Below are 25,218 nucleotides of genomic sequence, written 5' to 3' on the forward strand. Positions count from 1 at the left end.
AGATGTCCATGTTTTCCCGCTATCGCAAAGACACGCCTCCGGCCAGCGACACACCCAAGCGCGATTCGCGCGCGGTCCCGGTGCATGAAATCGCCTCGGTCTCGCCCTCGGCCCAGCCCACGCTGACGCCGCAGCCGCGCCCGGCGGCCCCGCCGCAACGCAGCTTCAAGGCCACGCCCAAGCCCGCCGGGATCAGCGCCCAGCCCGCCGCCAACGACAAGGATCGCCGCCGCAAGCAGCGCATCCTCGAAGTGAAATCCGAGCTGCATACGCGGCTGCTGGACAACCTGAACCTCGCCGCGCTCGACACCGCGTCCGAGGCCGAACTGCGCGCCGAAATCGCCTCGATCTCGGCCGAAGCGCTGAGCGAGATCAACTTCGCCCTGACCAGCGAAGAGCGTCTGACGCTGAATCAGGACCTCTATTTCGAGGTGCGCGGCCTCGGCCCGCTGGAGCCGCTGCTCAAGGACGACACGGTCAACGATATTCTCGTCAATGGCCCCAACCGGGTCTTTGTCGAACGCAACGGCAAGCTCGAACTCAGCGACGTCACCTTCAAGGACGAACGCCACCTGCTGCGGATCATCGACAAGATCGTCTCGGCGGTGGGCCGGCGTGTGGACGAATCGAACCCCTATGTCGACGCCCGCCTTGCCGATGGCTCGCGCTTCAACGCGATGGTGCCGCCGGTCGCGGTCGACGGCTCTCTGGTCTCGATCCGGAAATTCAAGAAAGAGAAGCTCGGGATCAACGATCTGGTGGGTTTCGGCGCCTTCTCGGAAGAGATGGCGATGTATCTCGAAGCCGCCGTCGCCACCCGGCTCAATGTCATCGTCTCGGGCGGTACGGGGTCGGGCAAGACGACCACGCTGAACGCACTGTCGTCCTTTATCGACAATTCCGAACGGATCCTGACGATCGAAGACACCGCCGAATTGCAGCTGCAGCAGGTCCATGTCGGCCGGATGGAAAGCCGCCCGCCCAATGTCGAGGGCAAGGGCGCGGTCACCCAGCGCGACTGTCTGCGCAACGCGCTCAGGATGCGCCCGGACCGGATCATCGTGGGGGAAACCCGCGGCGAAGAGGTCATCGACATGCTGCAGGCGATGAATACGGGTCATGACGGCTCGATGACCACGATCCACGCCAACTCGGCGCGCGACGCCGTCTCGCGGCTTGAGAACATGATCGCCATGTCCGGCATCGAGATGCCGTTGCGCGCGGTACGCAGCCAGATCGCCAGCGCCGTAAACCTGATCGTGCAGGCCTCGCGCCTGCAGGACGGCTCGCGGCGGATGGTCTCGATCACCGAAGTGACGGGCATGGAGGGTGACATCATCACCATGCAGGAAGTCTTCCGGTTCGAGCGCACCGGGCTTGAACCCAACGGCAAGATCCTTGGCCATTTCACCGGCTCGGGCATCCGCTCGCATTATTCGGATCGCTTCCGCCGCTGGGGCTATAACCTGCCGTCCAGCCTGTACGACGTCGTGTAAGAACAGGGTCCCGCCATGTCCATTTCCCCGACCCTGATGATCTATATCGCGATTTTCGGCGGCATCCTTTTGCTGGTCGAAGCGCTGTATCTGGTCGTTTTCGGCCGCTCTATCCGGCTGGGCAGCCGGATGAACCGTCGTCTCGACATGCTCGACAAATCCTCCGACCGGGCCGAGACGATGGAACGTCTGCGCAAGGAGGCGACGCAACACTCGAAATCGACGTCGATCCCCTTCTATTCGCTGCTCGCCGAAAAGGCGGAGAAAGCGCAGATTGCCTTCTCGCCGGTGATGCTGATGCTTGTGATGGTGCTGGTCGCCGCGTTCGGCTTCATGGCGCTGAGCCTTTTCACGCAGGCCCCGGTCGGCGTGCGCGCGGGCGTGGCGTCGGTGATGGGCGTCGGCGGCGTCTGGTTCTGGGTGTCGAACAAGGCCAAGAAACGCTTTGGCATGATCGAAGAGCAACTGCCCGACGCGATCGACCTAATCGTGCGCGGCCTGCGCGTGGGTCATCCCTTCATCCACGCCCTCTCGGCCGCCGCGCGCGAGATCCCCGATCCGCTCGGCAGCGAGCTGGGCCTCATCGCCGACGAGGCCGCTTATGGCCGCGATATCGGCGAGGCGCTGATGGCCTTCGCCGAGCGGATGGATATGCAGGATCTGCGCTTTCTCGCTGTGTCGGTGACGATTCAGGCGCAATCGGGCGGCAATCTTGCTGAAATCCTCGATGGTCTTTCGAAGGTCGTGCGCGCGCGTTTCAAGTTGTTCCGGCGCGTCCGCGCCATCACCGCCGAGGCGAAATGGTCCGGCATGTTCCTGTCGGCCTTCCCGATCGTCGCAATGATCGTGATCAGCGTGATCAAGCCGGATTACTACGACGAGGTGAAGGAAACGCCCTATTTCATTCCCACCGCGCTGGTGGTCGGTGCGTTTCTGGTGATCAACGTTCTGTACATGCGCAAGATGGTCAATATCAAAGTCTGAGGTATCCGCGTGCTGAGTCCCGACCTGCTTGAGAACCTGATGTCGCCGCCGGTGCTGATCGCGCTGATGCTGGCGGTCGGCGTAACGCTTGTGTTGATGATGCTGATGGGGCGTGGCGGGGAAAAGCCCGATCCGCTGGAAAAGCTGCGCCAGCAATCGCGCAACGAATACCACAGTCATGAGCGCACCAGCCTGAACCGCCGCACCGCCGCTGACGAAAACGCGCTGAACAAGCGTTTGGACAAGTTCAAGAATTTCCTCGAGCCGACCGACGAAGCCCAGATGGGCGAGGCCAAGCTCAAGATGATTCAGGCCGGCTATCTGGGCAAGAACGCGGTGCGCGATTTCCACGCGGCCAAGTTCATCCTCGGGCTGGGCGGGCTGATGATCGGTCTTGGCTATATCCTGCTCTTCCCGCCCGCCGAAGAGGCCTCGGTCCTCGCCACCGCGCTGCCGGTGCTGGTGCCGACGCTGCTGGGCTATTACTTCCCGATCTACTGGGTCAACAAGCGCCACGCCGAACGGCAGGACCAGATCCAGAGCGGCTTTCCCGATGCGCTCGACATGCTGCTGATCTGCACCGAGGCCGGGCAATCCATGGACCAGTCCATCGCCCGCGTGGCCAAGGAACTGCGTGCGGGCTATCCGGCGCTGGCCGAAGAATTCGACACCGTCTCGCACGAGACCAAGGCCGGCAAGGACCGGCTGGAAGTGCTGCGCGACATGGGTGTCCGCTGCGGCAATGCCGATATCAAATCCTTCGTCACGGTGCTGATCCAGTCGGCCACCTACGGCACCTCGGTCGCCGAAGCGCTGCGGGTCTATGCCAGCGAAATGCGTGACAAGCGCGTGATGCTGGCCGAAGAGAAGGCGAATGTCTTGCCGACCAAGCTGACACTGGGCACAATGATGTTCACCGTGCCGCCGCTCCTGATCATTCTGGTCGGTCCGTCGGTTTACGGGGTCATTACGATGTTGAGCACGGCTGACTTCAGTCTATGACGCGACTTTTCTGCCTGGCGCTGCTTATCGCGGTGTCGGGCTGCCAATCCAGCGGCGATTTTTCGCCCGACGGTCTGCCCGGCCGCGCTGTCAGCGCGGCCGAAGACGTGGACGGCTTGCTGGTGGGCCACCGGCTGATGGATGCGGGCGAATACGAGCTTGCGCTGCGCGCCTATTATCGCTCGATCGCCGAACAGGGGCCGACGATCGACGCGCTGTCCGCCATCGGCTCGGCCAATCTGCGGCTGGGGCGGCTGGGACAGGCCGAACAGATGCTGCGCCGGGCCATCGAATTCGACCCCGAATTCGTCCCCGCCATCAACAATCTCGGCGTCGTCATGGTCGAGAACCGCGACTGGGGACAGGCCGCGCATCTGTTCCGCACCGCCTTTGCGCTCGACTCCGGGCGCTCCGAAGAAATCCGGGAGAACCTGCGCCTTGCGCTCGCAAATCTCGAGGATTCGGGCTATACTGACGAAAACAACGATAATTTCGCTTTGGTGCGGCGCGGCGACGGACGGTTCCTTCTTCTCGCCTCACACTGAGCGTCGAGCAGTAAAGGACAGAGCATGCGCAAGGTGTGGATGGCACCGATGTGCCTGGTGGGGCTTGCCCTGCTGGCGGGCTGTGGCGAATCGATGCGGGCGCAGACGGCACGCGCCATCGACAGCGTCCAGTCGATCGATCAGGAAAACATGGCCGAGATGATGCTCGCCGTGTCCGACCCGCGCGAAGCCGTCCAGTATTTCACCGCCCAGTCCCAGCAATATCCCGACCGCGTGATCTTTCGTCGCGGGCTGGCCCGCTCGATGATGCGCGCGGGCGATGCCGAGGCCTCGATCCCGGTCTGGCAAGAAGTCCTCGCTCATCCCGAGGCCACGCTGGACGACCGCGTCGATCTGGCCGAGGCCTATATCCGCTCGAATAACTGGCCGCAGGCCGAGGCCACGCTGAACTCGATCCCGCCCACGCACGAGACCTATTCGCGCTATCGGCTCGAAGCCATGGTCGCCGACAGCCGCGAGCAATGGGACCGCGCCGACAGTTTCTATGAAATCGCCGTGGGCCTGACGCCCACCCCCGCCAGCACGCTCAACAACTGGGGCTATTCCAAGCTGACGCGTGGCGATGCGCGTGGCGCCGAACGGCTGTTTCTGGAAGCGCTGCAGCATGACGGCAGCCTGTTCCACGCCAAGAACAACCTTGTCCTCGCCCGCGCGGCGCAGCGCAATTACGAATTGCCACTGATCCAGATGACGCAGGTCGAACGGGCCGAGCTTCTTCACACGATGGCGCTGGCCGCGATCCGTCAGGGCGACGTGTCGATCGGGCGCGCACTGATGCAAGACGCCATCGCCACCCATCCGCAGCATTTCGAGGCAGCCGCCAACGCCCTCGCCGCTCTGCAATAGGCCCGGCCATGATGACCCAATCGGCCCATGCCGCACTGTGGCTTCTGATTTTCGCGACCCCTGTGGCGCTTTACGTGGCCTGGACTGACCTCAAGGCGATGCGGATCCCCAACATGGCCGTGCTGGCCCTGCTGGCGGTGTATCTGGTGGTGGGGCTGATCACCCTGCCGCTGCCCGTCTGGGGCTGGTCGCTGGTGCATTTCGTCGTCGTGCTGGTGATCGGTTTCGTCATCAGCCTGACAGGCGGCTTCGGCGCGGGCGACGCGAAATTCGCCGCGGCCATGGCGCCCTTCGTCGCCGTGGGCGATCTGCGGCTGTTCCTTGTCCTTCTGTGCGCGGTGTCGCTGGCGGCTTTCGTGGTACACCGGGCCATGCGCGCCCTGCCCTTCATCCGCCGCGCGACACCCGACTGGCAGAGCTGGCAGCGCAAGGAATTTCCTTTCGGGCTGGCCCTCGGTCCGTCGTTAATCTTTTATCTCGCTTTGGCGAGTATCTATGGAAGCTGATGCTTCCCGCTGAGGTCCGGCAATGAACGAGCAGGCGCCCGATTCCCGCATCCTTCCGCCGCCGCCCCCCGCGACGCTGGCCGATACCGGCCTGCCCGATACACTGATGCGCGACATCCTTCTGAAGACGATGTTCCGCATGTCGCTGAGCCATGTCTCGGATATCGCGCGCATCGTCTGCTTGTCCTTTGCACAGGTCCAGCAGCTTATCGACAAGGCACGCGGCGAGCGTCTGATCGAAGCCATGGGCACGATGAGCGCCACCTCAGAGTCGAACGAGATGGGCTATCAGCTGACCGATGCGGGCCGTCAGCGCGCGCAGCAGGCGCTGGCGATCTCGGAATACTATGGCGCGATGCCGGTGCCGCTGGAAGCCTATGGCGATCAGGTTCGGCGTCAGTCGATCCGCAAGGTCAAGATCACCCGCCAACAGCTCACCGCCGCGATGGGCGACCTGATCCTTCCCGACACGCTGCTGGCCGATCTGGGCCCTGCCGTGACGTCGGGCCGGTCGATCCTGATGTACGGCCCGCCGGGCAACGGTAAATCCTCGATCTCGAACGGGATCCGCGATGCGCTGGGGGATCATGTCTTCGTGCCGATGGCAGTGGTGCATTCCGGGCAGGTGATCTCGGTCTACGACCCGATCATCCACCGCCGCATCGAAACGCCCAAGCCGCAGGGCAGCCAGCTGCGCGTGCAGGGCGCGCGCCACGATCCGCGCTACGTCCTGTGCGAGCGTCCCACCGTCATCACCGGCGGCGAGCTTCGGCTCGACATGCTTGAACTGAAATACAATCCCGTCGCCCGCACCTATCAGGCGCCCTTGCAGTTCAAGGCGATGGGCGGGGTGTTCATCGTCGACGATCTCGGCCGTCAGGAAGAACCGCCGCAGGCGCTGGTGAACCGCTGGATCGTCCCGCTCGAGATGAATTACGACATCCTTGCGCTGACCTCGGGCGAGAAATTCATCGTGCCCTTCGACACGCTGGTGATCTTCTCGACCAACTTCCACCCGAACACGATCTTCGATCAGGCAGCGCTGCGGCGGATCTTTTTCAAGATCAAGATCGACGGCCCGACGCAGGCCGATTTCCTGAAGATCTTCGCGCTGGTGGCCCGCAAGCGCCGGGTGCCGCTGAACGAAGACGCGCTGATCCACCTGTTGCAAAACAAGTATCCGACAATCGACAACGTCTACTCGAACTATCAGCCCGTCTTCCTGATCGACCAGATCATCGCCATCTGCGACTACGAGGGGAAACCCTATCACATGTCGCCCGAGCTGATTGATCGCGCGTGGTCCAACATGTTCGTCAAGGATTCCGACATCATCCGCTGATCCGTTCGTGACGCGACGATCTGCTGGGCAGCGCCCGCCTTTCCAGCTTTGCTGAGCGCGGGAGGAGCCTGCATGACCGACATCACCCTGGAAACCCGCGTGCGCGACAGCTTCGCGCGGCAAACGATGATGCAGACCCTGGACGCGCAGCTTGTGTCCATCGCGCCGGGCCGCTGCGTGATCCGAGCGCCGATTGTCGACCACCTCAAGCAACAGCACGGCGCCGCCCATGCGGGGCTGGCCTTCACGCTGGGCGATACGGCGGCGGGTTACGCGGCCCTGTCGGTGATGGGGGAAGAGACCGACGTGATGACGGTCGAGATGAAGATCAACCTGCTCTCACCCGCTCTGGGCGACGCGCTGGAAGCCGTGGGACAGGTGATGCGCGCGGGCAAGCGGCTGACCGTCGTCACCGCCGAGGTCTTTGCGCTGCAGGGCGAGACGCGAAAGTCCGTGGCGCTGCTGCAGGGCACGATGATCCCCGTGGCGCAGCGCTAAAGGAAAGGCGCGACCGAAGCCGCGCCTTTCGGAACTCAGGCTGTCAGGCCCTGAGGCTCGGCCAGACCGTTCGCGCGGCAGGCCGCCGTCAGCGTGTTGGCCAAGAGGCAGGCGATGGTCATCGGGCCCACGCCGCCCGGCACCGGGGTAATCGCCCCGGCAACTGCGGCCGCGCTTTCGAAATGCACGTCGCCCACCAGCCGGGTCTTGCCCTCGCCCTTTTCGGGCGCGTCGATGCGGTTGATGCCCACATCGATCACCGTCGCCCCCGGCTTGACCCAGTCGCCCGGGATCATCTCGGGACGGCCCACGGCGGCGACGAGGATATCGGCCTGCCGGCAGACCGCGCCCAGATCCTTGGTGCGGCTATGCGCGATGGTCACTGTGCAGCTGTCGCCCAGAAGAAGCTGCGCCATCGGCTTGCCCACGATGTTCGAACGCCCGACGACGACCGCGTTGAGCCCCGACAGGCTGCCCAGGTGGTCGCGCAGCATCATCAGGCAGCCCAGAGGCGTGCAGGGAACCATCGACTTCTGCCCGGTGCCCAGCAGGCCCACATTCGAGATATGGAAGCCGTCGACATCCTTGGCCGGGTCGATCGAATTGATCACCAGATCGCTGTTCAGATGTCCCGGCAACGGAAGCTGCACGAGGATCCCGTGAACCGTCGCATCCTTGTTCAGATGGTCGATCAGCGCCAGCAGATCGGCCTCGGGCGTGTCGGCGGGCAGCTTGTGCTCGAACGAGTTCATGCCGACCTCGGTGGTCTGCTTGCCCTTCGATTTCACGTAGACCTGGCTTGCCGGGTCCTCGCCCACCAGCACCACGGCCAGACCGGGGATCAGGCCGTTTTCATCCTTGAGCCGCTGCACATGGCCCGCGACCTGTTCGCGGACCTTGGCCGCGAAGGCCTTGCCGTCGATGATGGTTGCGCTCATCCGTCTCTCCCTTGCTTGCCGATCACCCGCTCTTCCCGGGCGATCACCGTCTCGATCATTGTCCGCCACATGGCTTCCACCATGTCGGCGTCGATTCCCCTTGCCTCGGCCTTGGTGCGCACATGCGCCAGAACCTGCGCGACCCGCCCGGGAGCCGCCGCCGAGATGCCCTCGCGCGCCTTCAGCGCCGGGGCCCGGTCCGTATAGGCCGAGCGCTCGGCCAGAAGCGTCAGCAGCGCATCGTCAATAGCATCGATGCAACCGCGCAGCTCGGCCATGCTGTGAACGTCGTCCGGCGCCGGGCGCATGGCTCAGGCCTCGGTATTGGCGAAAGCGGCGCGGTAATGCGCCATCTGCAACCGCGTCGCCAGCACCGCGTTCTTCATCAGCGTGGCCACCGTCACCGGGCCGACGCCGCCGGGCACCGGCGTGATCCAGCCCGCCACTTCGGCGCAGCTGTCGAAATCGGCATCGCCGACCGTTTTGCCATCAACCCGGTTGATGCCGATATCGATCAGCGCCGCCCCGGGTTTGAGCATGTCGCCCGTCACCAGCCCGGGCTTGCCGACCGCCACGAAGACCGCATCCGCGGCGCGGCTATGCATCGCCACCGAGCGGGTCATGTGGTGACACACCGTCACGGTCGCACCCAGCCCCATCAGCAGGAAGGCGATGGGCTTGCCGACGATCTCGCTATGACCGATCACCGTGACGTCCAGCCCTTCCAGCTTCAGCGGCAGGGTCTTCAGGATCTCGACCGCCGCGACGGCGGTACAGGGCCCCAGCGCCAGATCGTTATAGACGATGTTGCCGATGGAGGACGGGTGCATGCCCTCGACATCCTTGAGCGGATGCACGGCCTTTTGCAGCGTTTTCACAGGGATATGCGCGGGTAGCGGGCGCTGGATGATGATCCCGTTGACGCGCGGATCGGCGTTTAGCCCGTGCAGCACGCCCACCAGCTGCTCCATCGAGATCGTTTCGGGATAATTGCGCGCCTCGAATTCGACGCCCGAGGATTCCGCTGTCTTCTGCTGGTTGCGGACGTAAAGCTCGGCAGCGGCGGTATCGCCGACCGAGATCGACACCAGCCGGGGCTGCCAGCCCTGCTCGGCCAGTTCCCTGGCTTCGGTGACATTATCGGCGCGCATCTGCGCGGCGATGCCTTTTCCATCGATGATCGCGGCTCGCATGGATCTACTCCTGATCGCTGAGGACGTCGTGTTTCGGATCGCGGCGGCACCGGGGCCAGCCGACGGTCAGGGCCGCAGCGGCTTTGCGATACCCCGACCCTGAATAAGCGCGACGGCCTTACCGCCGTGATAACCGATACCGGTCCGCGGGGACCGGGCGGTGAATAACGGCCCCGCGAAAGCGGGAAAGCGGGCCGGCAAGGGGGATCCCCTGCCGGCCCGTGCCATCAGAACAGGCCTTCGACGAAGCCCGTGTCGTTGATGCGGATCGTCTCGGCAGCCGGGGTGCGGGGCAGACCGGGCATGGTCATGATCTCACCGCAGATCACCACGATGAAGCCAGCCCCCGCCGACAGGCGCACTTCCCGAACCGGGACCGAATGGCCCGTGGGCGCGCCGCGCAGGTTGGGATCGGTCGAGAACGAATACTGCGTCTTCGCCATGCAGACCGGGAAGTGACCGTAGCCGGCGTCTTCCCACGCTTTGAGCTGCGCGCGGATCGACTTGTCGGCGATCACCTCGTCGGCGTGGTAGATGCGCTTGGCGACGGTTTCGATCTTCTCGAACAGGCTCATCTCGTCGGGATAGATCGGCGAGAAGTTCGAGGTGCCCGATTCCGCCATCGACACGACCTTGTGCGCCAGCTCTTCGATCCCGGCCGAGCCATGCGCCCAGTGCTTGCAGACGATCGCTTCCGCGCCCTGCTCGGCGACATAGGCCTTCACCGCTTCGATCTCGGCATCGGTATCGCTGTGGAAGTGGTTGATCGCCACGACCACCGGCACGCCGAAGCTCTTCACGTTCGAGATGTGGCGACCCAGGTTCGGGCAGCCTTTCTTGACCGCGTCGACATTCTCAGCGCCCAGATCGGCCTTGGCCACGCCGCCATTCATCTTCATCGCACGCACCGTGGCGACCAGAACCGACGCAGCGGGCGTCAGACCGGCTTTGCGGCACTTGATGTCGAAGAATTTCTCGGCGCCCAGATCGGCCCCGAAACCGGCTTCTGTGACGACGTAGTCGCCCAGTTTCAGCGCGGTCTTGGTGGCAATGACCGAGTTGCAGCCATGCGCGATGTTGGCGAACGGGCCGCCATGCACGAAGGCCGGATTGTTTTCCAGCGTCTGTACGAGGTTGGGCTGCATCGCGTCCTTGAGCAGGACGGTCATCGCGCCATCGGCCTTGATGTCGCGGCAATAGATCGGCGTGCGCTCGCGGGTATAGGCCACGACGATGTCGCCCAGACGCTTCTGCAGGTCGGCCAGATCCTTGGACAGGCACAGGATCGCCATGACTTCCGACGCCACGGTGATGTCGAAGCCGGTCTGACGCGGGAAGCCGTTGGCCACGCCGCCGAGGCTGGTCACGGTGTCACGCAGCGCGCGGTCGTTCATGTCCATGACGCGGCGCCAGACAACGCGACGCTCGTCGATCTGCAGCGAATTGCCCCAGTAGATGTGGTTGTCGATCATCGCCGACAGCAGGTTATGCGCCGAGGTGATCGCGTGGAAATCGCCGGTGAAGTGGAGGTTCATTTCCTCCATCGGCACGACCTGAGCATAGCCACCGCCCGCAGCGCCGCCCTTCATGCCGAAGTTCGGGCCGAGCGAGGCTTCGCGGATACAAATCACGGCTTTCTTGCCGATGCGGTTCAGACCGTCGCCCAGACCGACCGTGGTCGTGGTCTTGCCTTCGCCCGCCGGGGTCGGGTTGATCGCGGTCACGAGGATCAGCTTGCCGTCGGGACGATCCGCCAGCGAGGTGATGAAATCCTGGCTGACCTTGGCCTTGTCGTGGCCATAGGGCAGCAGATCCGTCGCCGGAATGCCCAGTTTCTCGCCGATCTCCATGATCGGCTTTTTCTGCGCCTCGCGCGCGATCTCGATATCAGTCTTGAATGACATGGAAGCCCTCCCTGCACTTGCATGGCCTGCGCCAGACTTAGCGGCAGGGCGAGAATGTATACATGCCTATTACGACCTGTCGGTGCCGTTTTCCGTCTCGTGGCGTTTCCGATCGGAAAGTCGCGTATCACTCGGTGGTCGTCGTTTCCCGTTCCGCCCAGACCGGCTGATCGGGCACGAAAAGCCGCAGCCGGTCGCCCAGAGCGACCGCGCCCTCGGCCTCGACCCAGGCGGTCACGCCGCGCCGGTCCTTGGCTGCGGCCTTGAACGCCTTGCCGAAACCGGGATGCGCGGTCTCTATCGGGCGCGCGGGCAAGGTACAGGGGCGGTTTTCCATATCCACCGTGACCGAGGCGCCCGATTCCGCCAGCAGCCGCGACGATGGCGGGACATGGGTGAAATCGGGAATGCCGCGAATCACCATCGTCGCGCCGACCAGAGCCGGGTCCAGCGATTCCAGCCCCATTTCGGCGGCGATCCGGTCAAGCTCTTCGACCGACAGGATCGACAATTGCCGCGCGTTGCGAATGGGCGTGTTGCGCGGATAAAGCCCCAGCACGCGCGAGCAGGACGGGCGCGTCATCCCGCCATGGGTTTCGCCCGCCGGGCCGTCAAAGGTCAGCTCCATCCGCTCGAGCGGCTGCGATTCCAGCGCGGCATCGCGGTCGGGCACGATGCCCAGCCAGACGATTTCGGCCTCGTAACGGGTCTTGGCGAGCGCGGGCATGGCGACTTTCCTTTTCCTTCACACATGAAAAAGCCCGGCACCGTCGCGCGGTGCCGGGCTGAATGCAAGGGCGGATCAGCGATCCGTCATGGCGTCAGGCGCTCGGATTGGGCTCCATCCCGCCATCATCGCCGCGCGGACGCGGACGCGTTTTCGGGATCGACGCGACCGACGGCAAACCACCGCCTGAATTCGCCGAATCGTCCTCGTCGCGGCCCGGACCCTCGCCGCGCATCACGCGGGTGATTTCCGAACCGGTCAGCGTCTCGTATTCCAGCAGACCCTGCGCGAGGTTTTCCAGCTCGTCGGCATTCTCGGTCAGAATGCGCTTGGCGGTCTGGTAGCCCTCGTCGACGATCTTGCGGACTTCCTGGTCGATCTTCTTCTGGGTTTCCTGGCTGGCATTCGACCCGCCCGAGTAGTTCCCCAGATAGGATTGCTGCTCATTGGCATAGTCGATATGGCCCAGCTCTTCCGAGAAGCCGAACTGCGTCACCATCGCGCGGGCGATCTTGGTCACCTGCTGGATGTCCGACGACGCGCCCGAGGTCACGTTTTCCTTGCCGAAGATCAGCTCCTCAGCCACCTTGCCGCCCATCGCCATGGCGATCTTCGACTTGTACTTGGTGTAGGTCACGCTCAGCTGATCGCGCTCGGGCAGCGACAGCACCAGACCCAGTGCGCGACCGCGCGGGATGATCGTCGCCTTGTGGATCGGATCGTGCTGCGGGACGTGCAGGCCGACGACCGCGTGGCCGGCTTCGTGATACGCGGTGAGCTTCTTTTCGTCCTCGGTCATGACCATGGACCGTCGCTCGGCCCCCATCATCACCTTGTCTTTGGCATCCTCGAAGTCCTGCATCGTGACAAAGCGGCGGTTCTTGCGCGCGGCCATCAGCGCCGCCTCGTTCACGAGGTTGGCCAGATCCGCACCCGAGAAGCCCGGCGTGCCCCGCGCGATGATGCGCAGATCCACGTTCGGCCCCAGAGGCACCTTGCGGGCATGGACGCCCAGAATCCGCTCGCGGCCCTTGATGTCGGGATTGGGCACCTGCACCTGACGGTCGAAACGACCGGGACGCAGCAGCGCGGGGTCAAGAACGTCGGGGCGGTTGGTCGCGGCGACGATGATGATGCCTTCATTGGCCTCGAAACCGTCCATCTCGACCAGAAGCTGGTTCAGCGTCTGCTCGCGCTCGTCATTGCCGCCGCCATAGCCCACGCCGCGCGACCGGCCCACGGCGTCGATCTCGTCGATGAACACGATGCAGGGCGCGTTTTTCTTGGCCTGCTCGAACATGTCGCGCACACGGCTGGCGCCGACACCCACGAACATCTCGACGAAGTCCGAGCCCGAGATGGTGAAGAACGGCACGCCCGCCTCGCCCGCAATCGCGCGCGCCAGCAGCGTCTTACCGGTCCCCGGAGGGCCCACCAGCAGCGCGCCTTTCGGGATCTTGCCGCCGAGACGGCTGAATTTCTGCGGGTTGCGCAGGAATTCGACGATCTCTTCAAGCTCTTCCTTGGCTTCATCAATGCCCGCGACATCGTCGAAGGTCACGCGGCCATGCTTTTCGGTCAGCAGCTTGGCCTTGGACTTGCCAAAGCCCATCGCGCCACCGCGGCCACCGCCCTGCATGCGGTTCATGAAGAATATCCACACGCCGATCAGCAGCAGGAAGGGCAGCCAGACCGACAGCGCCGACATCAGGCCCGACCGCTCTTGCGGGCGCGCCTCGACGGCGACGTCGGATTCCAGAAGCCGTTCGGTCGGGTTCTCGCCCGAGGGGCGAATGGTCGTATAGGCGGTGCCCGAACGGTCGGTCACGCGCAGCGTCTCGCCGTCGATCACGACCCGGCTCACGTCACCGGCCTCGACCCTTTGCAGGAAATCCGAATAGCCGATGCTCCGCCCGCTGCTCGTCGTGGACCCGTTGTTGAACAACGTGAACAGAACGATCATCAGGAAGAACAGCACGATCCAGAAGGCGAAATTGCGCGCGTTGCCCACGGGGCTCTCCCAAAAACGACGGCCCTAGGGGCCAGATGGGCATAAGATAGTGATGCGGCGGGTGACTTCAATGCGATTGTGACGGCTTGTCTTGGATCGCGGCGACAGGTCGCGCAGTCAGCGCCCATCCTTCGGGCCAGAAAACCAGCGGCGCGGCCAGCAGCGCCTCGTTGCGCCAGATCGCCGGCAATCCCGCCAGTACCTTGCGCGGCAGCCCGGTTTCGCGCGGATGCGGATGCCAACCGTCACGCGCCTGTCGTCCCAGCTGCGCCAGCCCCGATTCGCCCAATGCGCGAATCACAGCGCCCTCCGCCGCCGCTGCATCCGGCGCTTGCGCCTGCCACCGTCCGTCCCAGCATTCGCCGACCGGCGCGCTCAGCCGGGCCACCGCCTGAGCCTCGCGCGCAAGATACCAGTCCCCGCCTTCGCGCCACAAAACGCAGCCCATCAGCGGGCCCTCACCCGCCGACAGCCAGCGCTGCAACGCGTCGAAACGCGGGCGGTACGCCGCGCCCGACAACGCCATCGCCAGATGCGCCATGACCCGCGCACGGATCTCGTCGACCTCGCCCGCCAAAGCGCCGCGCACGATCAGCACGCCCCGCTCTTCGCGCAGGTCGCGCGCGAGCACCGCCTGCGCCTGCGCGTCCAGCGCCGCACGCGCGCGCTGCATCCGCCCGGCAGTGCGCACCAGCCCGCCTGCCTCGATCCCCAGCGCCTGCAGCTCGGCCAGCGCCCGGCGCGCCCGCACCCGCAGAAAGCGCGGATCGGCATTCGTCGGATCCTCGACCCAACCTACGCCGCGCGCCCTCAACGCCGTCCGCAGATCCCCGCGCGAAACATCGAGAAACGGGCGCAGCCACAACACCCCCTCGGCATGCCGCCGCGCCGCCATGCCCGACAGCCCGTCCACGCCCGAGCCCCGCGCCAGCCGCATCAGCACCGTCTCGGCCTGATCGTCGCGGGTATGCGCTAGCACGACCGCTCCCACGCGCTCCTGCGCCCAGCCCGCGATCAGGCCGATCCGCGCCGCGCGCGCCGCATCCATCAGATTGCCGCCCTGCGGCCCGGCCTCCCAGCGCAGGATGTCATGCGCCACACCCAGCCGCGCACAAAGCGCCGCGACGCCGGCCGCTTCCGCCGCCGCCTCGGGCCGCAAGCCGTGATCCACCGTCACTGCCGCCACCCGCCCGGGCCCCAGAGCCTCGACCGCCAGCACCAAAGCCGCTACCGAATCCCCGCCGCCCGAGACCGCGATACCCACGCGCGCGATCCCGTCGCAGGCCGTGCGCATCAACGACAAAAGGGCCGGGTCCGTCACGACCCTGCCCCATCTTTAATCTCGAAATATCCTCGGGGGGTCCGGGGGGCAGACAGCCCCCCGGCCTCTCCATCCGCGCGTGCCATCGGGCTCAGCGCGAAACCACCGTCACCGCGCGGCGGTTCAGGTCCCAGCAGCGCTGTTGGGCGCAGACCTCGATCGGGCGCTCCTTGCCATAGCTCACGGTGCGCAGGCGCGCGGCGCTGACGCCTTCCTGCATCAGGAATTGCTGCACGCGCGCCGCCCGGCGGGCGCCCAGCGCGACGTTGTATTCGCGGGTGCCGCGTTCGTCGGCATGGCCTTCGATCAGGATCTGGTAATCGGGATAGCGATTAAGCCACGCCGCCTGCGTCCGCAGGATCGTCATCGCCTGCGGCGACAGCTCGCTCGAATCGACGGTGAAGTTCACCGTGTCGCCGATCGTCTGGTTAAAATAAGCGATCGAGGTCGGATCGCTCGGATCGCCCAGCGCGGTCGAGCCGATCCCGCCCATGCCGCCGGTCGGCTCGTCGTAATCGCCGCCGCGGGGGTTGTTACACGCGGCCAGCGCCAGCGCGGCCACGACCAGAATGGCCTTCGTCAGAAGTTGCATGTCTCTCGTCCTTTTTTATCCGCCGTTATCCACGTTTGCCGGGCCGGCCTCGGGCACAGTCTATCAGAGGCCGTGCGACTGGGGAATCGGGCGCAGATCACGTTGCGCGGCGTTCTGCGTGTCCTGACAGGGCGCGCCGCGATCAGGGCAGAAGCGGCGACCATGACGGGTCCGAGGCCGGCCCCGGTGTCGGGATGCGGCGCAGGTTGCGTCCGGTGATATCGACCGACATCAGCAGCGCATTCGCGCCAGGCTCTTCGCGGGTAAACATGATGACGCGGCCATTGGGCGACCAGGTGGGACCCTCGTCGAGATAGCTCGCCGTCAGCAGCCGCTCGTTCGAGCCATCGGTGCGCATCACGCCGATGTGGAAGCGCCCGTTATGCTGCTTGGTAAAGGCGATCATGTCGCCGCGCGGCGACCAGACCGGCGTCGAATAGCGCCCCTGCCCCTGACTGATGCGGTAGGCCGTGCCACCCTGCAGGGACATCGTGTAGAGCTGCGAATTGCCCGAGCGGTCGCTTTCGAAAACCACCCGCTGCCCGTCGGGCGAGAAGCTGGGCGCGGTGTCGATCGCCTCGGTCTGGGTCAGCTGCCAGCGCTGGCCCGAGGCCACGTTGAGCAGGTAGAGATCGGTCCGCCCGTCCACCGATAGCGAATAGACCACCGATTGGCCGTCGGGCGAGAAGCGCGGCGCAAAGGTCATCGTGCCGGGCTGATCGCCGATCATCCGCCGCGAGCGCGAGGCGACATCCATCAGATAGATCCGCGGAAAGCCGGTCTCGTAGCTGGTGAACAGGATCCTGTCGCCGGTGGGCGAGAAACGCGGCGCAAAGGCCAAGGCGGTGCCGTCGGTCAGGTATTGCACGTTCTCGCCGTCCTGATCCATGATCGCCACCTGTTTGCGGCGGTTATTGGCAGGGCCGCTCTCGGCGATGAAGACGACGCGACTGTCGAAATAGCCGCTCTCGCCGGTCAGCCGCATATAGACCTGATCCGAAACCCGGTGCGCCATCCGGCGCCAGGCCTGCGTTGAGCCGTCAAGCTGCAGCCCGTCGCCCAGTTGCTGGCCCGACACCACATCGAACAGCCGGAATTTCACGGTGATCTGCTGGCCGTTCACGCGCACCGCGCCGGTAATCAGCGCCCGTGCGCTGATGGCGCGCCAGTCCGAGAACTGCACCGGGCTGTCGAAACTGCCGATCCGGCCGATATGCGCGCTGGTCGGGATCTCGCGCAGCAGTCCGGTGCTCGACAGGTTGTTGGCGATCACCCGCGCGATCGAGGCGGCATATTCGCCGCCTGCCGCGTTTTCCGGCACGAAATCGGGGATCGCGAAGGGAACCGGCTCGATCACGCCTTCGGTGATCTCGATCCTCAGGGGCTGCTGCGCCATCGCGGCGCGCGGCGCAAGCGCCAGACCGGCCAGAAGGCCAAGCACGGGGCGGCGGGAAATCTGGGTCATCGCGTACTCATCCGGGCTGGGTTGAAGGTGATTTCGACCAGACGCCACTGGTCATAAAGATCCGAGGGAAGGCCATAGCCGTTCGTACCACATTGCACGATGGCCTGTCGCCCCGCGTCGAAAGCGGCCTGCTGAGCGCCCGCCGATCCGCCCGAAGCGCTGACCTGACGGATGCTCGATTCCACGGGCCGGGCATCGGGCGTCATCTCGAAGGCGATGGTGATCACGACGTTCAGCGCCTCGGTCGACAGGATGCCGACATTCCAGCATTGCTCGACGCTCAGGCGCAGGCCGTCCATGTCCGCCTGGCTCAATGAGCCGCCGGACTGACCCAGCGCGCCGCCCAGAGCCCCGTCCAGCGATCCGCCAAGGGCTTGCGCCAGCGCGTCCTCGACCGCCGAGGCGCTCGGTCCCTGCGTATCGGGTTCCGGTTCGGGCTGCGGTTCGGGTTCCGGCGTGGGCGTTGGGGTCGGCGTGGGTTCCGGTTCCGCCGCGGCGACCTGCTGGGGACGCTGCTGCGGGCGGGCGCGCGGACGCATCGAGACCTCGGGCGCGGTCGCGGTGCGCTGCGCGGGCTGGGTCTCGTCGATCGTCGTGGCCTCGGTCACCGTCTCGGTCGCAGCCGCCTCGCGCTGCGTGGCTTCCTGCGCTTCGGGCGCATCGACCGAGGCTTCCGCATCGGGCGTGATCGCGGCCTGATCGGTCGGCGCGGTGACAATGTCGGGGTCGGGCGTCGGCGCGGCATCGGGCGCGACGCGCTCGGCATCGGGCTGGACCGGCGTCAGCGCGGCGTCGGGCGTCACACTGGGCGCCGTCACCGCAGCCTGCGGAGGCTCGGGGGCGGGCGCAGGCGGCGCGGGTTCAGGCTCGGGCGCCGGAGGCGGCGGCGGCGGGGCGACGGGTTCCGGCGTCGCCACAGGCTCGGGCCGGGCGACCGGCGCGGGCGTCTGGACCGGAGCAGGCTCGGGTGTGGGTTCGGGTGTGGGTTCGGGTTCGGGCGCCGGGGCGGGTTCGGGCGCAGCCTCAGCCGGTGCCGGCTGCGACATCGCGGCGAAATCGCTCTCGGACACGATGGCGACCTCGGTCACCTCGGGCATCATCGAGTGATCGGGCGCCGCGAAGATATCGAACACCATGATCCAGACGATCAGCCCGCCATGCAGCAGGGCCGAGACCTTCTGTCCCGTGTTCATCTGAGCCAGTGAGAACGACGCCATGGTATATTTACTGCCCGGAGGCAGCTCCGGTTCCCGCGCCCGCTGCCCCGAAATCGGGACCGCCGGTCTCTGTCACCAGACCGATATTGTTGAACCCGCCCGCATTCAGCGCGCCCATCACCTGCACGACGCGGCTATAGGGAATGCTGCCATCCGCGCGCAGGAACACCCGGTCGCCGGTGCGCTCGGCGGCAATCGCTTCCAATTGCGGCAGCAGATCGGCCTCGGCCACGGGGGTGGTCATCAGCGCCAGCGACCCGTCGGCGCCGATGGTGATCGACAGCGGCTCTTCGCGCTCGGCGGGCAACGCGCCCGCGGCGGTGCGCGGCAATTCGACGGGCACGCCCACGACCAGCATCGGCGCGGCCACCATGAAGATGATAAGCAACACCAGCATCACGTCCACGAAGGGCGTGACGTTGATCTCGGACATCTTGGCGGCCTGTCCGCGCCGGCGCCGGCGCGTGCCGCTTCCGCCCTGCCGTTTGATCGATTGCGCACCCATGGCTCAGCCGTCCAGATTGCGCGACAGGAGGGTGCCGAATTCGTCGGCGAACTGCTCGTAGCCCGAAGCGATCGTGTCGCTGTCGTCGCTGAGCTTGTTGTAGAAGATCGTCGCCGGGATAGCCGCCAGCAGGCCCAGACCCGTGGCCAGCAGCGCCTCGGCGATCCCCGGCGCCACGACGGCAAGGTTGGTCGATTGCGCCAGCGCGATTTCCTCGAAGGCGTATTTGATGCCCCAGACGGTGCCGAACAGACCCACGAAGGGGCTGGCCGAGCCGACAGTGGCAAGGAAAGTCAGCCCGCCATTCAGCTCGCGTACTTCGCGGTTGATGGCCACGTCCATCGAGCGGTCAATGCGCTGCGCCGCGCCGGGGATCATCGCCCCGTCCTGACGGTGCGAGCGCTGCCATTCCGACATGCCCGCCGCGAAGATCCGTTCGGGGCCGCTCGCGGGATTGGCGCCGACACGGGCGTAGAGTTCATCCAGAGGCTCACCCGACCAGAAGGCCGTGTCGAACCGCGCGGCGTCACTGCGGGCGCGGCGGAACACCAGATGCTTCTGGATGATGATCGCCCAAGACCAGAACGAGGCCACGATCAGCATGATCATGACCAGTTTGACGGTCAGCGTCGCGCGCAAAAACAACGCGATCAGCGAAAAATCGATGTCGCTGGCCTGCGCCAGTGTCGAGGTATCCATGCCGTGTTTCCTGCTCGTTCCGCACGCGTTCCGGGGCGCTTGCCTTGCAGCGGCCCTCTTTGGCCTGAGAATAGCGTGTTTCCAAGCCTAACACCAATACAACCACGCGATTGTTACGTGTTTCCGCTTAAAGCCCGCACTTCTTTCGGCAGCCGGCGCGGTTTGCCTTCGGTCGTCATGGAAACCAGCGTCACCTGCGCGCGAAACAGGCAGGTCTCGCCGCGATAGACCTGCTGATCCAGCACCAGCCGCGCCACGCCGGCCTCGATCACGCTGGTATGAACGCTCAGCTGTTCGTCCAGCGTTGCGGGCGCCTGAAACCACGCCTCGATATGGTGAACGGCAAAGATCACGCCCTCTCGGCGCAAGGCCACTTGGTCAATGCCCAGCGCCCGAACCCAGTCCGAGCGCGCGCGCTCGATGAATTTCAGGTAATTAGCGTGATAAACGATACCGCCAAGGTCGGTGTCTTCGTAATGAACGGTGACGGGATAGCGGTGCATTCGGGGCCTCACATGGTCAGCAGCGCGCCCAGTTCCCCCAGCGCGGTCAGTTCTTCCGGCAATCTGCGCGGCTTGCCGTCCAGACTGACCAGCGCGATGGTCACCAGCGCGCGAAACAAGCAGGTTTCGCCGCGATACACTTTCTGGTCCAGCACCAGCCGAAGGCGACTCACGCTTTTGACCTTGGTCCGGATCGTCAGCCGGTCTTCGAGCTTGGCCGAGGCAAGAAAATCCGCCTCGATCCGGTGCACGACGAAGACGAAGCCCTGTTCCCGCAGCGCGTTCTGGTCGACGCCGATGCTGCGCACCCAGTCGGCCCGCGCCCGGTCGATGAACTTCATGTAATTCGCATGATACACGATCGCGCCGAGATCGGTCTCGTCGTAATAGACGGTCACGGGGAAGGTATGCATGGCTCGGCGCTCGACGTGTCTTGTCCGGGTTGCTCCCGGCGCTTGGTGCCAAAAAGGCGGCTTTTCGAAGGGCTGGCCGCAGAGGCGCCGGTTTGTCAAGCGGTTCGGACGATGATGGCCCCGATTTCTTGCCGCTACGTCAGGTTTCAGGGCAAGCACATCGGAAGCCTTTGAAGACAGACCACTGAAGGCAAAGGCGAAACCCGAGCCTTGCCGATATCCGCCGATCATCACGCGGCCCCGAACGCGCCTTCATGCCCTGTACCGGAATATTTGATTTCCTCATCAACAATCCCTATATTTATTTCCAAGGAAATCACCTGCCCCGAGGTCCCGCCATGTCCCTCGCCCTGCCCGACCCTACCACCGAACCCGGTGACAGCCAGCTTGTCGCCCGCGCCGTGATCCGCGCCGGAGCGGCGCTGGGTCTGCGCGGGTCCGAGATCGCGGCGATCATCGGCACGAGTCCGTCGCAGGTCTCGAAGATGAAGGACAGCGCGGGCGTCAGCGGCAAGTCCTTTGAACTGGCGCTCTATCTGATCCGCGTCTTCCGGTCGCTTGACGCGATCACCGGCGGCGATGTGCAATCCGCACGGGCATGGATGCGCGCGCCCAACCGCGATCTGAACGGCGTCCCCGCCGAGCTGGCGCAAAGCGCCGCCGGGCTGGTCGCGGTGATGAATTATCTGGACGCCGCGCGTGCCCCGATCTGAGCTGCACTATACGCCCTATCTGGGCAATGTCTGGCGGCTGATCGAGGGGCAATACCGCCCCGCCACGCGCAAGATCACCGATTCGGTGGCCGAGCAGGCGCGACTGGAAGCCCTGCTCGACACGACCAAGCCAAAGATCCCCGAAGAATGCGCGCATCTCGACTACCAGTTCAGCACGCCCTTTCGCTATGGCTGCTATCCCCGGTCCTCGCGCTTTCGCCGCGCGGGGCCGACGCCGGGCGTCTATTACGCCGCCGAGGATCCGCTGACCGCCGCCATCGAAAGCGCGTGGGGCAGCGTGGCGTTTTTCCGCGCGGCACCGGGCACGCCCCTGCCGACGATCCCGCGCGCCTGCTCCGCGATCCTGGCCGAGATCCACGCGCCCGTGGCGCTGGACCTGACCGCTTCCGACAATGCCGGGCTGGGTCGCTGGACCGATCCGGTGGATTACGGCGATTGCCTCGATCTGGCCGATCAGGCGCGGGCACGCGGATGCGAGGCGATCCGCTACAGCTCGGTCCGCGATCCGCTGGAACGGGCCAATGTCGCGGTGCTGACCTGCCCCGCCTTCGCCCGGCCCGAGCCGCTGACCAGTCAGACATGGCACCTGCACCTGACCGGCGACCGCGTCGTGCTGACGAACGAGACGCTGCGACAGGCGCATGAATTCCGGGTGGGCGAGCAGGCGCTGGAACCAGCGTAGCGTCCGCTCAGATCAGCCGCGCCGACAACCTTAGCGCGTGCGAGGCATCGTCTGCCGCGACGGGCATCACCCGGTCATAGGCGGCAGCGATCACGGCGGCGATTTCCGGACGCAGCACGGTCACGCCGTTGGCGCGCGCCAGCGGCGGCATCTGTCGAAACGCCTGATCGCCCCAGAGCAGGATCACCTGAACCGCCTGCATCAGCGCGATATCCTCGGCGGGCAGCGCGCTCATCCCTTCGTCCATCCGCACGAAAACAAAGGCCGCCTTGATCGCGCCGTCCTCGTCGAAGCGAAAGGCGCGGTACTGATTGGCGTCCTGCGCCTTGAGCCGGGGCACCAACGTGTCCAGCCCCTCGACCACGCGGTCGAGATCGGGCACCGCCAGCAGCTCGTCCCAATCGCGGAAGAAAAACACCATCAGGTTGGTGCCCAGTTCGGGATCGACCTCGGCCATCTTGTGACCGGCCAGCAGCACGACGGCCTCGATCGCGCCCTTGATGGTGCGCAACGTCGCGTCATCGGTGCCGAAAACGATGGGCGCGATGGGACGGCCCCAGCGGGCAAAGGCATAGCGCCCGTCCGAGCGGGTGAAGAGGCGGGTGATCTGGTCAGGCGTGAGCGCATCGGTCATGGCCCCAGCTATCAAGCCGTGATCGAGCGTGCAATTCTGGGATACAGAAACGCCTGCGACACTCCGCGCATCACGTTGAACAGCGTCAGCGACAGCCACAACCCGTGATTGCCCAAGGGCCAGCTGAGCAACAGCGCCAGCGCGTAGCAGCAGGCGGCGAAGGCCACGGTGATCAGCATCTCGCGGGTGAAGGTCGCGCCGATATAGATGCCGTCGAACATATAGGCGGCGACAGCGGCCAGAGGGGCGATGACGATCCACGGCAGGTAGAGCCGCGCCTCGGTCCGGACCTCGGGCGCGGTGGTCATCGCGTCGATGATCGATGGCCCCGCCAGCGCGAAGACCAGCGCCATCACCACCGCGCCGCCCAGCGCCCAGATCCCCGTCATCCGCGCCGCGCGCCGCAGCGCCGCCGCCGAGCGCGCGCCCATCGCCTGCCCCACCAGCGTCTCGGCAGAGAAGGCGAAGCCGTCCAGCAGGAAGGCGAGGAATTCGAGGAATTGCAGCAGGATCTGGTTCGACGCGATCACCACATCGCCGCGCCCTGCAGAGAGGAACATGAAAACGACGAAACAGCCCTTCAAGATGATCGAGCGCACCATGATATAGCCGTTGACGCCCGCCATATGCCGCAGCCGCGCCGCGTCGAAGATCCGCGCGCCCGTGGCTTTCAGCCCGTCGCGGCACAGCCACAGACCGAAGCTGAACCCCACGGCCTCGGCCATCAGCGTAGCGACGGCGACGCCGCTCACGCCCCAGTCGAGCCCCAGCACGAACCAGATATCCAGCGCGATATTCGTCCCGTTGGCGAGGATCTGCAGCACCAGCACCGCGCGCGTGCGCTCCAGCGCGATCAGCCAGCCGGTGATGGCGTAAAGCCCGATGGTCAGCGGCGCGCCCCAGATGCGGATCTGCAGGTAATCCGAGGCCAGCCCTTCGACCGCATCGGACGCTGGCGCCAGCGCGAAACCGGCGGCGAAAAGAAGTGGCTGCAGCGCGATCAGCGCCAAGCCGACGCTGCCCGCGATCAACAGGCCGCGCTTCAGGATCGCGCCGGTCTCGGCGGTATCGCCCCGGCCATGCGCCTGCGCCGCAAGCCCGGTCGTGCCCATCCGCAGGAAACCGAACACCCAGTAGAACGCGGTCAGGATCACCGCGCCCAGACCCACGGCCCCGATCGGCGCGGCCTCGCCCAGCTGGCCCACCACGGCGGTATCGACCAGCCCCAGCAGCGGCACGGTGACATTCGCCGCGACGATGGGCACGGCGATCTTCAGCACCCGACCATGGGTGAGCGGTGTCATGCGCTCTTGTCGCGCGAGGGGATCAGGAAATGCCCGGTCGCCTGTGCGAAAAGCCGCGTGCGGTTGTCCTGCCACGCCTCGACATGGACCGAGGCATAGCGCCGCCCCGAGCGGTTCACCCGCGCGCGGGCATAGGCATCGCGCGGCAGGCCCGAGCGCAGGTAATCGACGGTGAAATCGATGGTCTTGGGCAAGCGCGGCAGATGCGCGTCATCGACCGATTGCGGGTCCAGCGCGCCCTTTTCCATGTCTTCCCACAGCATCGACCAGCTCAGCTCGATCATCGCCGTGATTTCCAGAAAGGCCGAGGTCACGCCGCCATGGATCGCCGGCAGGAACGGGTTGCCGATCAGCTTTTCATCGAAAGGCAGGGTCGCGGTCAGCTCATCGCCCCGGCGGTCGAACTGAATGCCCAGCCACTGCACATACGGAATGCCGCCCACCAGCGTCTTCAGCGCGCGGTCGCGACGCTCTTTGACCACCTGCACAGGTTCGGGACGGGGCCGGCTCATTGCGCGCCCTCCGTCTTCGCGCCGGGGGCCCGCGTCACGCTTTCCATCGTGAACGCGCCCGAGGCGGTCGCGACGGGCAGACCTTCGTCCTCGTCATGCGCGGTCGCTTTGACGAACGCCACGGTGCGCGTCGCATGGAAACACTCGGCCCGCGCGATGATCCGCTGGCCGGGCTTGGCCGCGCGCATGTAATCGATGCGCAGATCCAGCGTCGCCGTGCCCCGCGCGCCGGGAAAGGTCATCACCGCCGCCCCGCAGCAGGTATCCATCAGCGCCGAGACCGCGCCCCCGGCGATCACACCGGTCGCCGGGTCGCCGATGAACCGCGTGTCATAGGGCATCGAGATCACCGCCCTGCCGTCGCCGATCTCTTCCAGCGTCATCCCCAGGGCCTTGGAATGAGGAATCGCCTCGATGAATTGCTGCGCGGCGGTCGGATCGGTCATGGATATTCCTGCATGCTCTGACATTGCGGGCGCAGGGCGCCTGCCCAAAGGCATGGCCCGAAGCCCGCCGGATATCAAGGCTCGCGACACCCGTGTCGTCCCCCGACGCAGCGGCGCAGATAGCGGCGCTAACCGGGCCGCACAACCGACAGGCGCAGCGCCCCCTTGGTCACGGCCC

At 65.6% G+C, this 25,218-nt stretch carries 28 protein-coding genes; 10 read left to right on the plus strand and 18 right to left on the minus strand.

What is annotated here, in order from left to right; translation table 11 throughout:
* Positions 1 to 8: 8 nt before the first annotated feature.
* From JI664_RS20735 to JI664_RS20770, 8 genes are all read left to right on the plus strand, one after another.
* Positions 9 to 1,496 (plus strand): CpaF family protein, encoded by a 1,488-nt coding sequence (locus JI664_RS20735; protein WP_286174215.1) that lies wholly within the window; start codon positions 9 to 11, stop codon positions 1,494 to 1,496.
* Between the two features lie 15 nt (positions 1,497 to 1,511).
* Positions 1,512 to 2,480 carry a type II secretion system F family protein gene (locus tag JI664_RS20740; RefSeq protein WP_207015692.1) on the plus strand — a complete coding sequence of 323 codons (969 nt, stop codon included), beginning with the start codon at positions 1,512 to 1,514 and terminating at the stop codon, positions 2,478 to 2,480.
* 3 nt (positions 2,481 to 2,483) lie between these two features.
* On the plus strand, positions 2,484 to 3,482 hold the full coding sequence (locus JI664_RS20745; RefSeq protein WP_207015749.1) for a type II secretion system F family protein: 999 nt from the start codon (positions 2,484 to 2,486) through the stop codon (positions 3,480 to 3,482).
* Positions 3,479 to 4,027 (plus strand): tetratricopeptide repeat protein, encoded by a 549-nt coding sequence (locus JI664_RS20750; protein ID WP_207015693.1) that lies wholly within the window; start codon positions 3,479 to 3,481, stop codon positions 4,025 to 4,027. Before JI664_RS20745 ends, JI664_RS20750 begins: the two co-directional genes overlap by 4 nt.
* 24 nt (positions 4,028 to 4,051) lie before the next feature.
* Positions 4,052 to 4,894, plus strand: a complete 843-nt coding sequence (locus JI664_RS20755) for a tetratricopeptide repeat protein (RefSeq protein WP_207015694.1) — start codon at positions 4,052 to 4,054, stop codon at positions 4,892 to 4,894.
* Between the two features lie 11 nt (positions 4,895 to 4,905).
* On the plus strand, positions 4,906 to 5,400 hold the full coding sequence (locus JI664_RS20760; protein ID WP_414707754.1) for an A24 family peptidase: 495 nt from the start codon (positions 4,906 to 4,908) through the stop codon (positions 5,398 to 5,400).
* 22 nt (positions 5,401 to 5,422) lie between these two features.
* Positions 5,423 to 6,742: an ATPase gene (locus JI664_RS20765; RefSeq protein ID WP_207015696.1), complete on the plus strand. Its 1,320-nt coding sequence runs from the start codon at positions 5,423 to 5,425 to the stop codon at positions 6,740 to 6,742.
* Positions 6,743 to 6,814: 72 nt separating this feature from the next.
* Complete coding sequence (locus JI664_RS20770) at positions 6,815 to 7,240, plus strand: PaaI family thioesterase (protein WP_207015697.1); 426 nt, start codon at positions 6,815 to 6,817, stop codon at positions 7,238 to 7,240.
* A 35-nt stretch (positions 7,241 to 7,275) separates the two neighbouring features.
* On the opposite strand, the gene folD is transcribed toward JI664_RS20770, so the two are convergent.
* The 14 genes from folD to ybgC (JI664_RS20840) all read right to left on the minus strand — a co-directional run bounded on the left by folD (position 7,276) and on the right by ybgC (JI664_RS20840) (position 20,728).
* Complete coding sequence (gene folD / locus JI664_RS20775) at positions 7,276 to 8,178, minus strand: bifunctional methylenetetrahydrofolate dehydrogenase/methenyltetrahydrofolate cyclohydrolase FolD (protein WP_207015698.1); 903 nt, start codon at positions 8,176 to 8,178, stop codon at positions 7,276 to 7,278.
* The gene (locus JI664_RS20780; protein ID WP_207015699.1) at positions 8,175 to 8,486 is read right to left on the minus strand and encodes a chorismate mutase; all 312 of its coding nucleotides are present in this window, start codon (positions 8,484 to 8,486) and stop codon (positions 8,175 to 8,177) included. The genes folD and JI664_RS20780 overlap by 4 nt, the downstream gene beginning before the upstream one ends.
* A gap of 3 nt (positions 8,487 to 8,489) precedes the next feature.
* Positions 8,490 to 9,371, minus strand: coding sequence for a bifunctional 5,10-methylenetetrahydrofolate dehydrogenase/5,10-methenyltetrahydrofolate cyclohydrolase (locus JI664_RS20785; RefSeq protein WP_207015700.1), 882 nt, complete (start codon positions 9,369 to 9,371; stop codon positions 8,490 to 8,492).
* Between the two features lie 227 nt (positions 9,372 to 9,598).
* Positions 9,599 to 11,275 (minus strand): formate--tetrahydrofolate ligase, encoded by a 1,677-nt coding sequence (locus JI664_RS20790; protein ID WP_207015701.1) that lies wholly within the window; start codon positions 11,273 to 11,275, stop codon positions 9,599 to 9,601.
* 127 nt (positions 11,276 to 11,402) lie between these two features.
* Positions 11,403 to 12,002, minus strand: coding sequence for an MOSC domain-containing protein (locus tag JI664_RS20795; protein WP_207015702.1), 600 nt, complete (start codon positions 12,000 to 12,002; stop codon positions 11,403 to 11,405).
* 94 nt (positions 12,003 to 12,096) lie between these two features.
* The gene (gene ftsH / locus JI664_RS20800) at positions 12,097 to 14,013 is read right to left on the minus strand and encodes an ATP-dependent zinc metalloprotease FtsH (protein WP_207015703.1); all 1,917 of its coding nucleotides are present in this window, start codon (positions 14,011 to 14,013) and stop codon (positions 12,097 to 12,099) included.
* A 67-nt stretch (positions 14,014 to 14,080) separates the two neighbouring features.
* Positions 14,081 to 15,334 carry a tRNA lysidine(34) synthetase TilS gene (tilS, locus tag JI664_RS20805; RefSeq protein WP_207015704.1) on the minus strand — a complete coding sequence of 418 codons (1,254 nt, stop codon included), beginning with the start codon at positions 15,332 to 15,334 and terminating at the stop codon, positions 14,081 to 14,083.
* Positions 15,335 to 15,425: 91 nt separating this feature from the next.
* Entirely contained in the window at positions 15,426 to 15,926 is a 501-nt protein-coding gene (gene pal, locus JI664_RS20810; RefSeq protein WP_207015705.1) for a peptidoglycan-associated lipoprotein Pal, read from the minus strand.
* Positions 15,927 to 16,068: 142 nt separating this feature from the next.
* A complete protein-coding gene (tolB, locus tag JI664_RS20815) occupies positions 16,069 to 17,391 on the minus strand; it encodes a Tol-Pal system beta propeller repeat protein TolB (RefSeq protein WP_207015706.1) in 1,323 nt (440 codons plus the stop codon).
* Entirely contained in the window at positions 17,388 to 18,608 is a 1,221-nt protein-coding gene (locus tag JI664_RS20820; RefSeq protein ID WP_207015707.1) for a hypothetical protein, read from the minus strand. Before JI664_RS20820 ends, tolB begins: the two co-directional genes overlap by 4 nt.
* A gap of 7 nt (positions 18,609 to 18,615) precedes the next feature.
* Positions 18,616 to 19,113: an ExbD/TolR family protein gene (locus JI664_RS20825; RefSeq protein ID WP_207015708.1), complete on the minus strand. Its 498-nt coding sequence runs from the start codon at positions 19,111 to 19,113 to the stop codon at positions 18,616 to 18,618.
* Between the two features lie 3 nt (positions 19,114 to 19,116).
* Entirely contained in the window at positions 19,117 to 19,812 is a 696-nt protein-coding gene (gene tolQ / locus JI664_RS20830; RefSeq protein WP_207015709.1) for a protein TolQ, read from the minus strand.
* 113 nt (positions 19,813 to 19,925) lie between these two features.
* A complete protein-coding gene (gene ybgC, locus JI664_RS20835; RefSeq protein ID WP_207015710.1) occupies positions 19,926 to 20,315 on the minus strand; it encodes a tol-pal system-associated acyl-CoA thioesterase in 390 nt (129 codons plus the stop codon).
* 8 nt (positions 20,316 to 20,323) lie between these two features.
* The gene (ybgC, locus tag JI664_RS20840) at positions 20,324 to 20,728 is read right to left on the minus strand and encodes a tol-pal system-associated acyl-CoA thioesterase (RefSeq protein WP_207015711.1); all 405 of its coding nucleotides are present in this window, start codon (positions 20,726 to 20,728) and stop codon (positions 20,324 to 20,326) included.
* A 338-nt stretch (positions 20,729 to 21,066) separates the two neighbouring features.
* Here ybgC (JI664_RS20840) and JI664_RS20845 point away from each other — a divergent pair, with 338 nt between their 5' ends.
* Both JI664_RS20845 and JI664_RS20850 read left to right on the plus strand, forming a co-directional pair.
* The gene (locus JI664_RS20845) at positions 21,067 to 21,441 is read left to right on the plus strand and encodes an MbcA/ParS/Xre antitoxin family protein (protein ID WP_207015712.1); all 375 of its coding nucleotides are present in this window, start codon (positions 21,067 to 21,069) and stop codon (positions 21,439 to 21,441) included.
* A complete protein-coding gene (locus JI664_RS20850) occupies positions 21,428 to 22,144 on the plus strand; it encodes an RES family NAD+ phosphorylase (protein ID WP_207015713.1) in 717 nt (238 codons plus the stop codon). The genes JI664_RS20845 and JI664_RS20850 overlap by 14 nt, the downstream gene beginning before the upstream one ends.
* Before the next feature lie 7 nt (positions 22,145 to 22,151).
* Here JI664_RS20850 and JI664_RS20855 read toward each other — a convergent pair whose 3' ends face one another.
* From JI664_RS20855 to JI664_RS20870, 4 genes are read right to left on the minus strand one after another with little or no spacing between them, the layout of a single operon-like run.
* Positions 22,152 to 22,778, minus strand: coding sequence for a hypothetical protein (locus tag JI664_RS20855; protein WP_207015714.1), 627 nt, complete (start codon positions 22,776 to 22,778; stop codon positions 22,152 to 22,154).
* Positions 22,779 to 22,789: 11 nt separating this feature from the next.
* Positions 22,790 to 24,082, minus strand: a complete 1,293-nt coding sequence (locus JI664_RS20860; protein ID WP_207015715.1) for an MATE family efflux transporter — start codon at positions 24,080 to 24,082, stop codon at positions 22,790 to 22,792.
* Positions 24,079 to 24,594, minus strand: a complete 516-nt coding sequence (locus JI664_RS20865) for a PaaI family thioesterase (protein WP_207015716.1) — start codon at positions 24,592 to 24,594, stop codon at positions 24,079 to 24,081. Before JI664_RS20865 ends, JI664_RS20860 begins: the two co-directional genes overlap by 4 nt.
* Positions 24,591 to 25,040, minus strand: a complete 450-nt coding sequence (locus tag JI664_RS20870; protein WP_207015717.1) for a PaaI family thioesterase — start codon at positions 25,038 to 25,040, stop codon at positions 24,591 to 24,593. Before JI664_RS20870 ends, JI664_RS20865 begins: the two co-directional genes overlap by 4 nt.
* Between the last annotated feature and the right edge of the window lie 178 nt (positions 25,041 to 25,218).

Origin of the sequence: Rhodobacter sp. NTK016B, from assembly GCF_017303295.1 — a bacterium.
GTDB lineage: Bacteria > Pseudomonadota > Alphaproteobacteria > Rhodobacterales > Rhodobacteraceae > Pararhodobacter.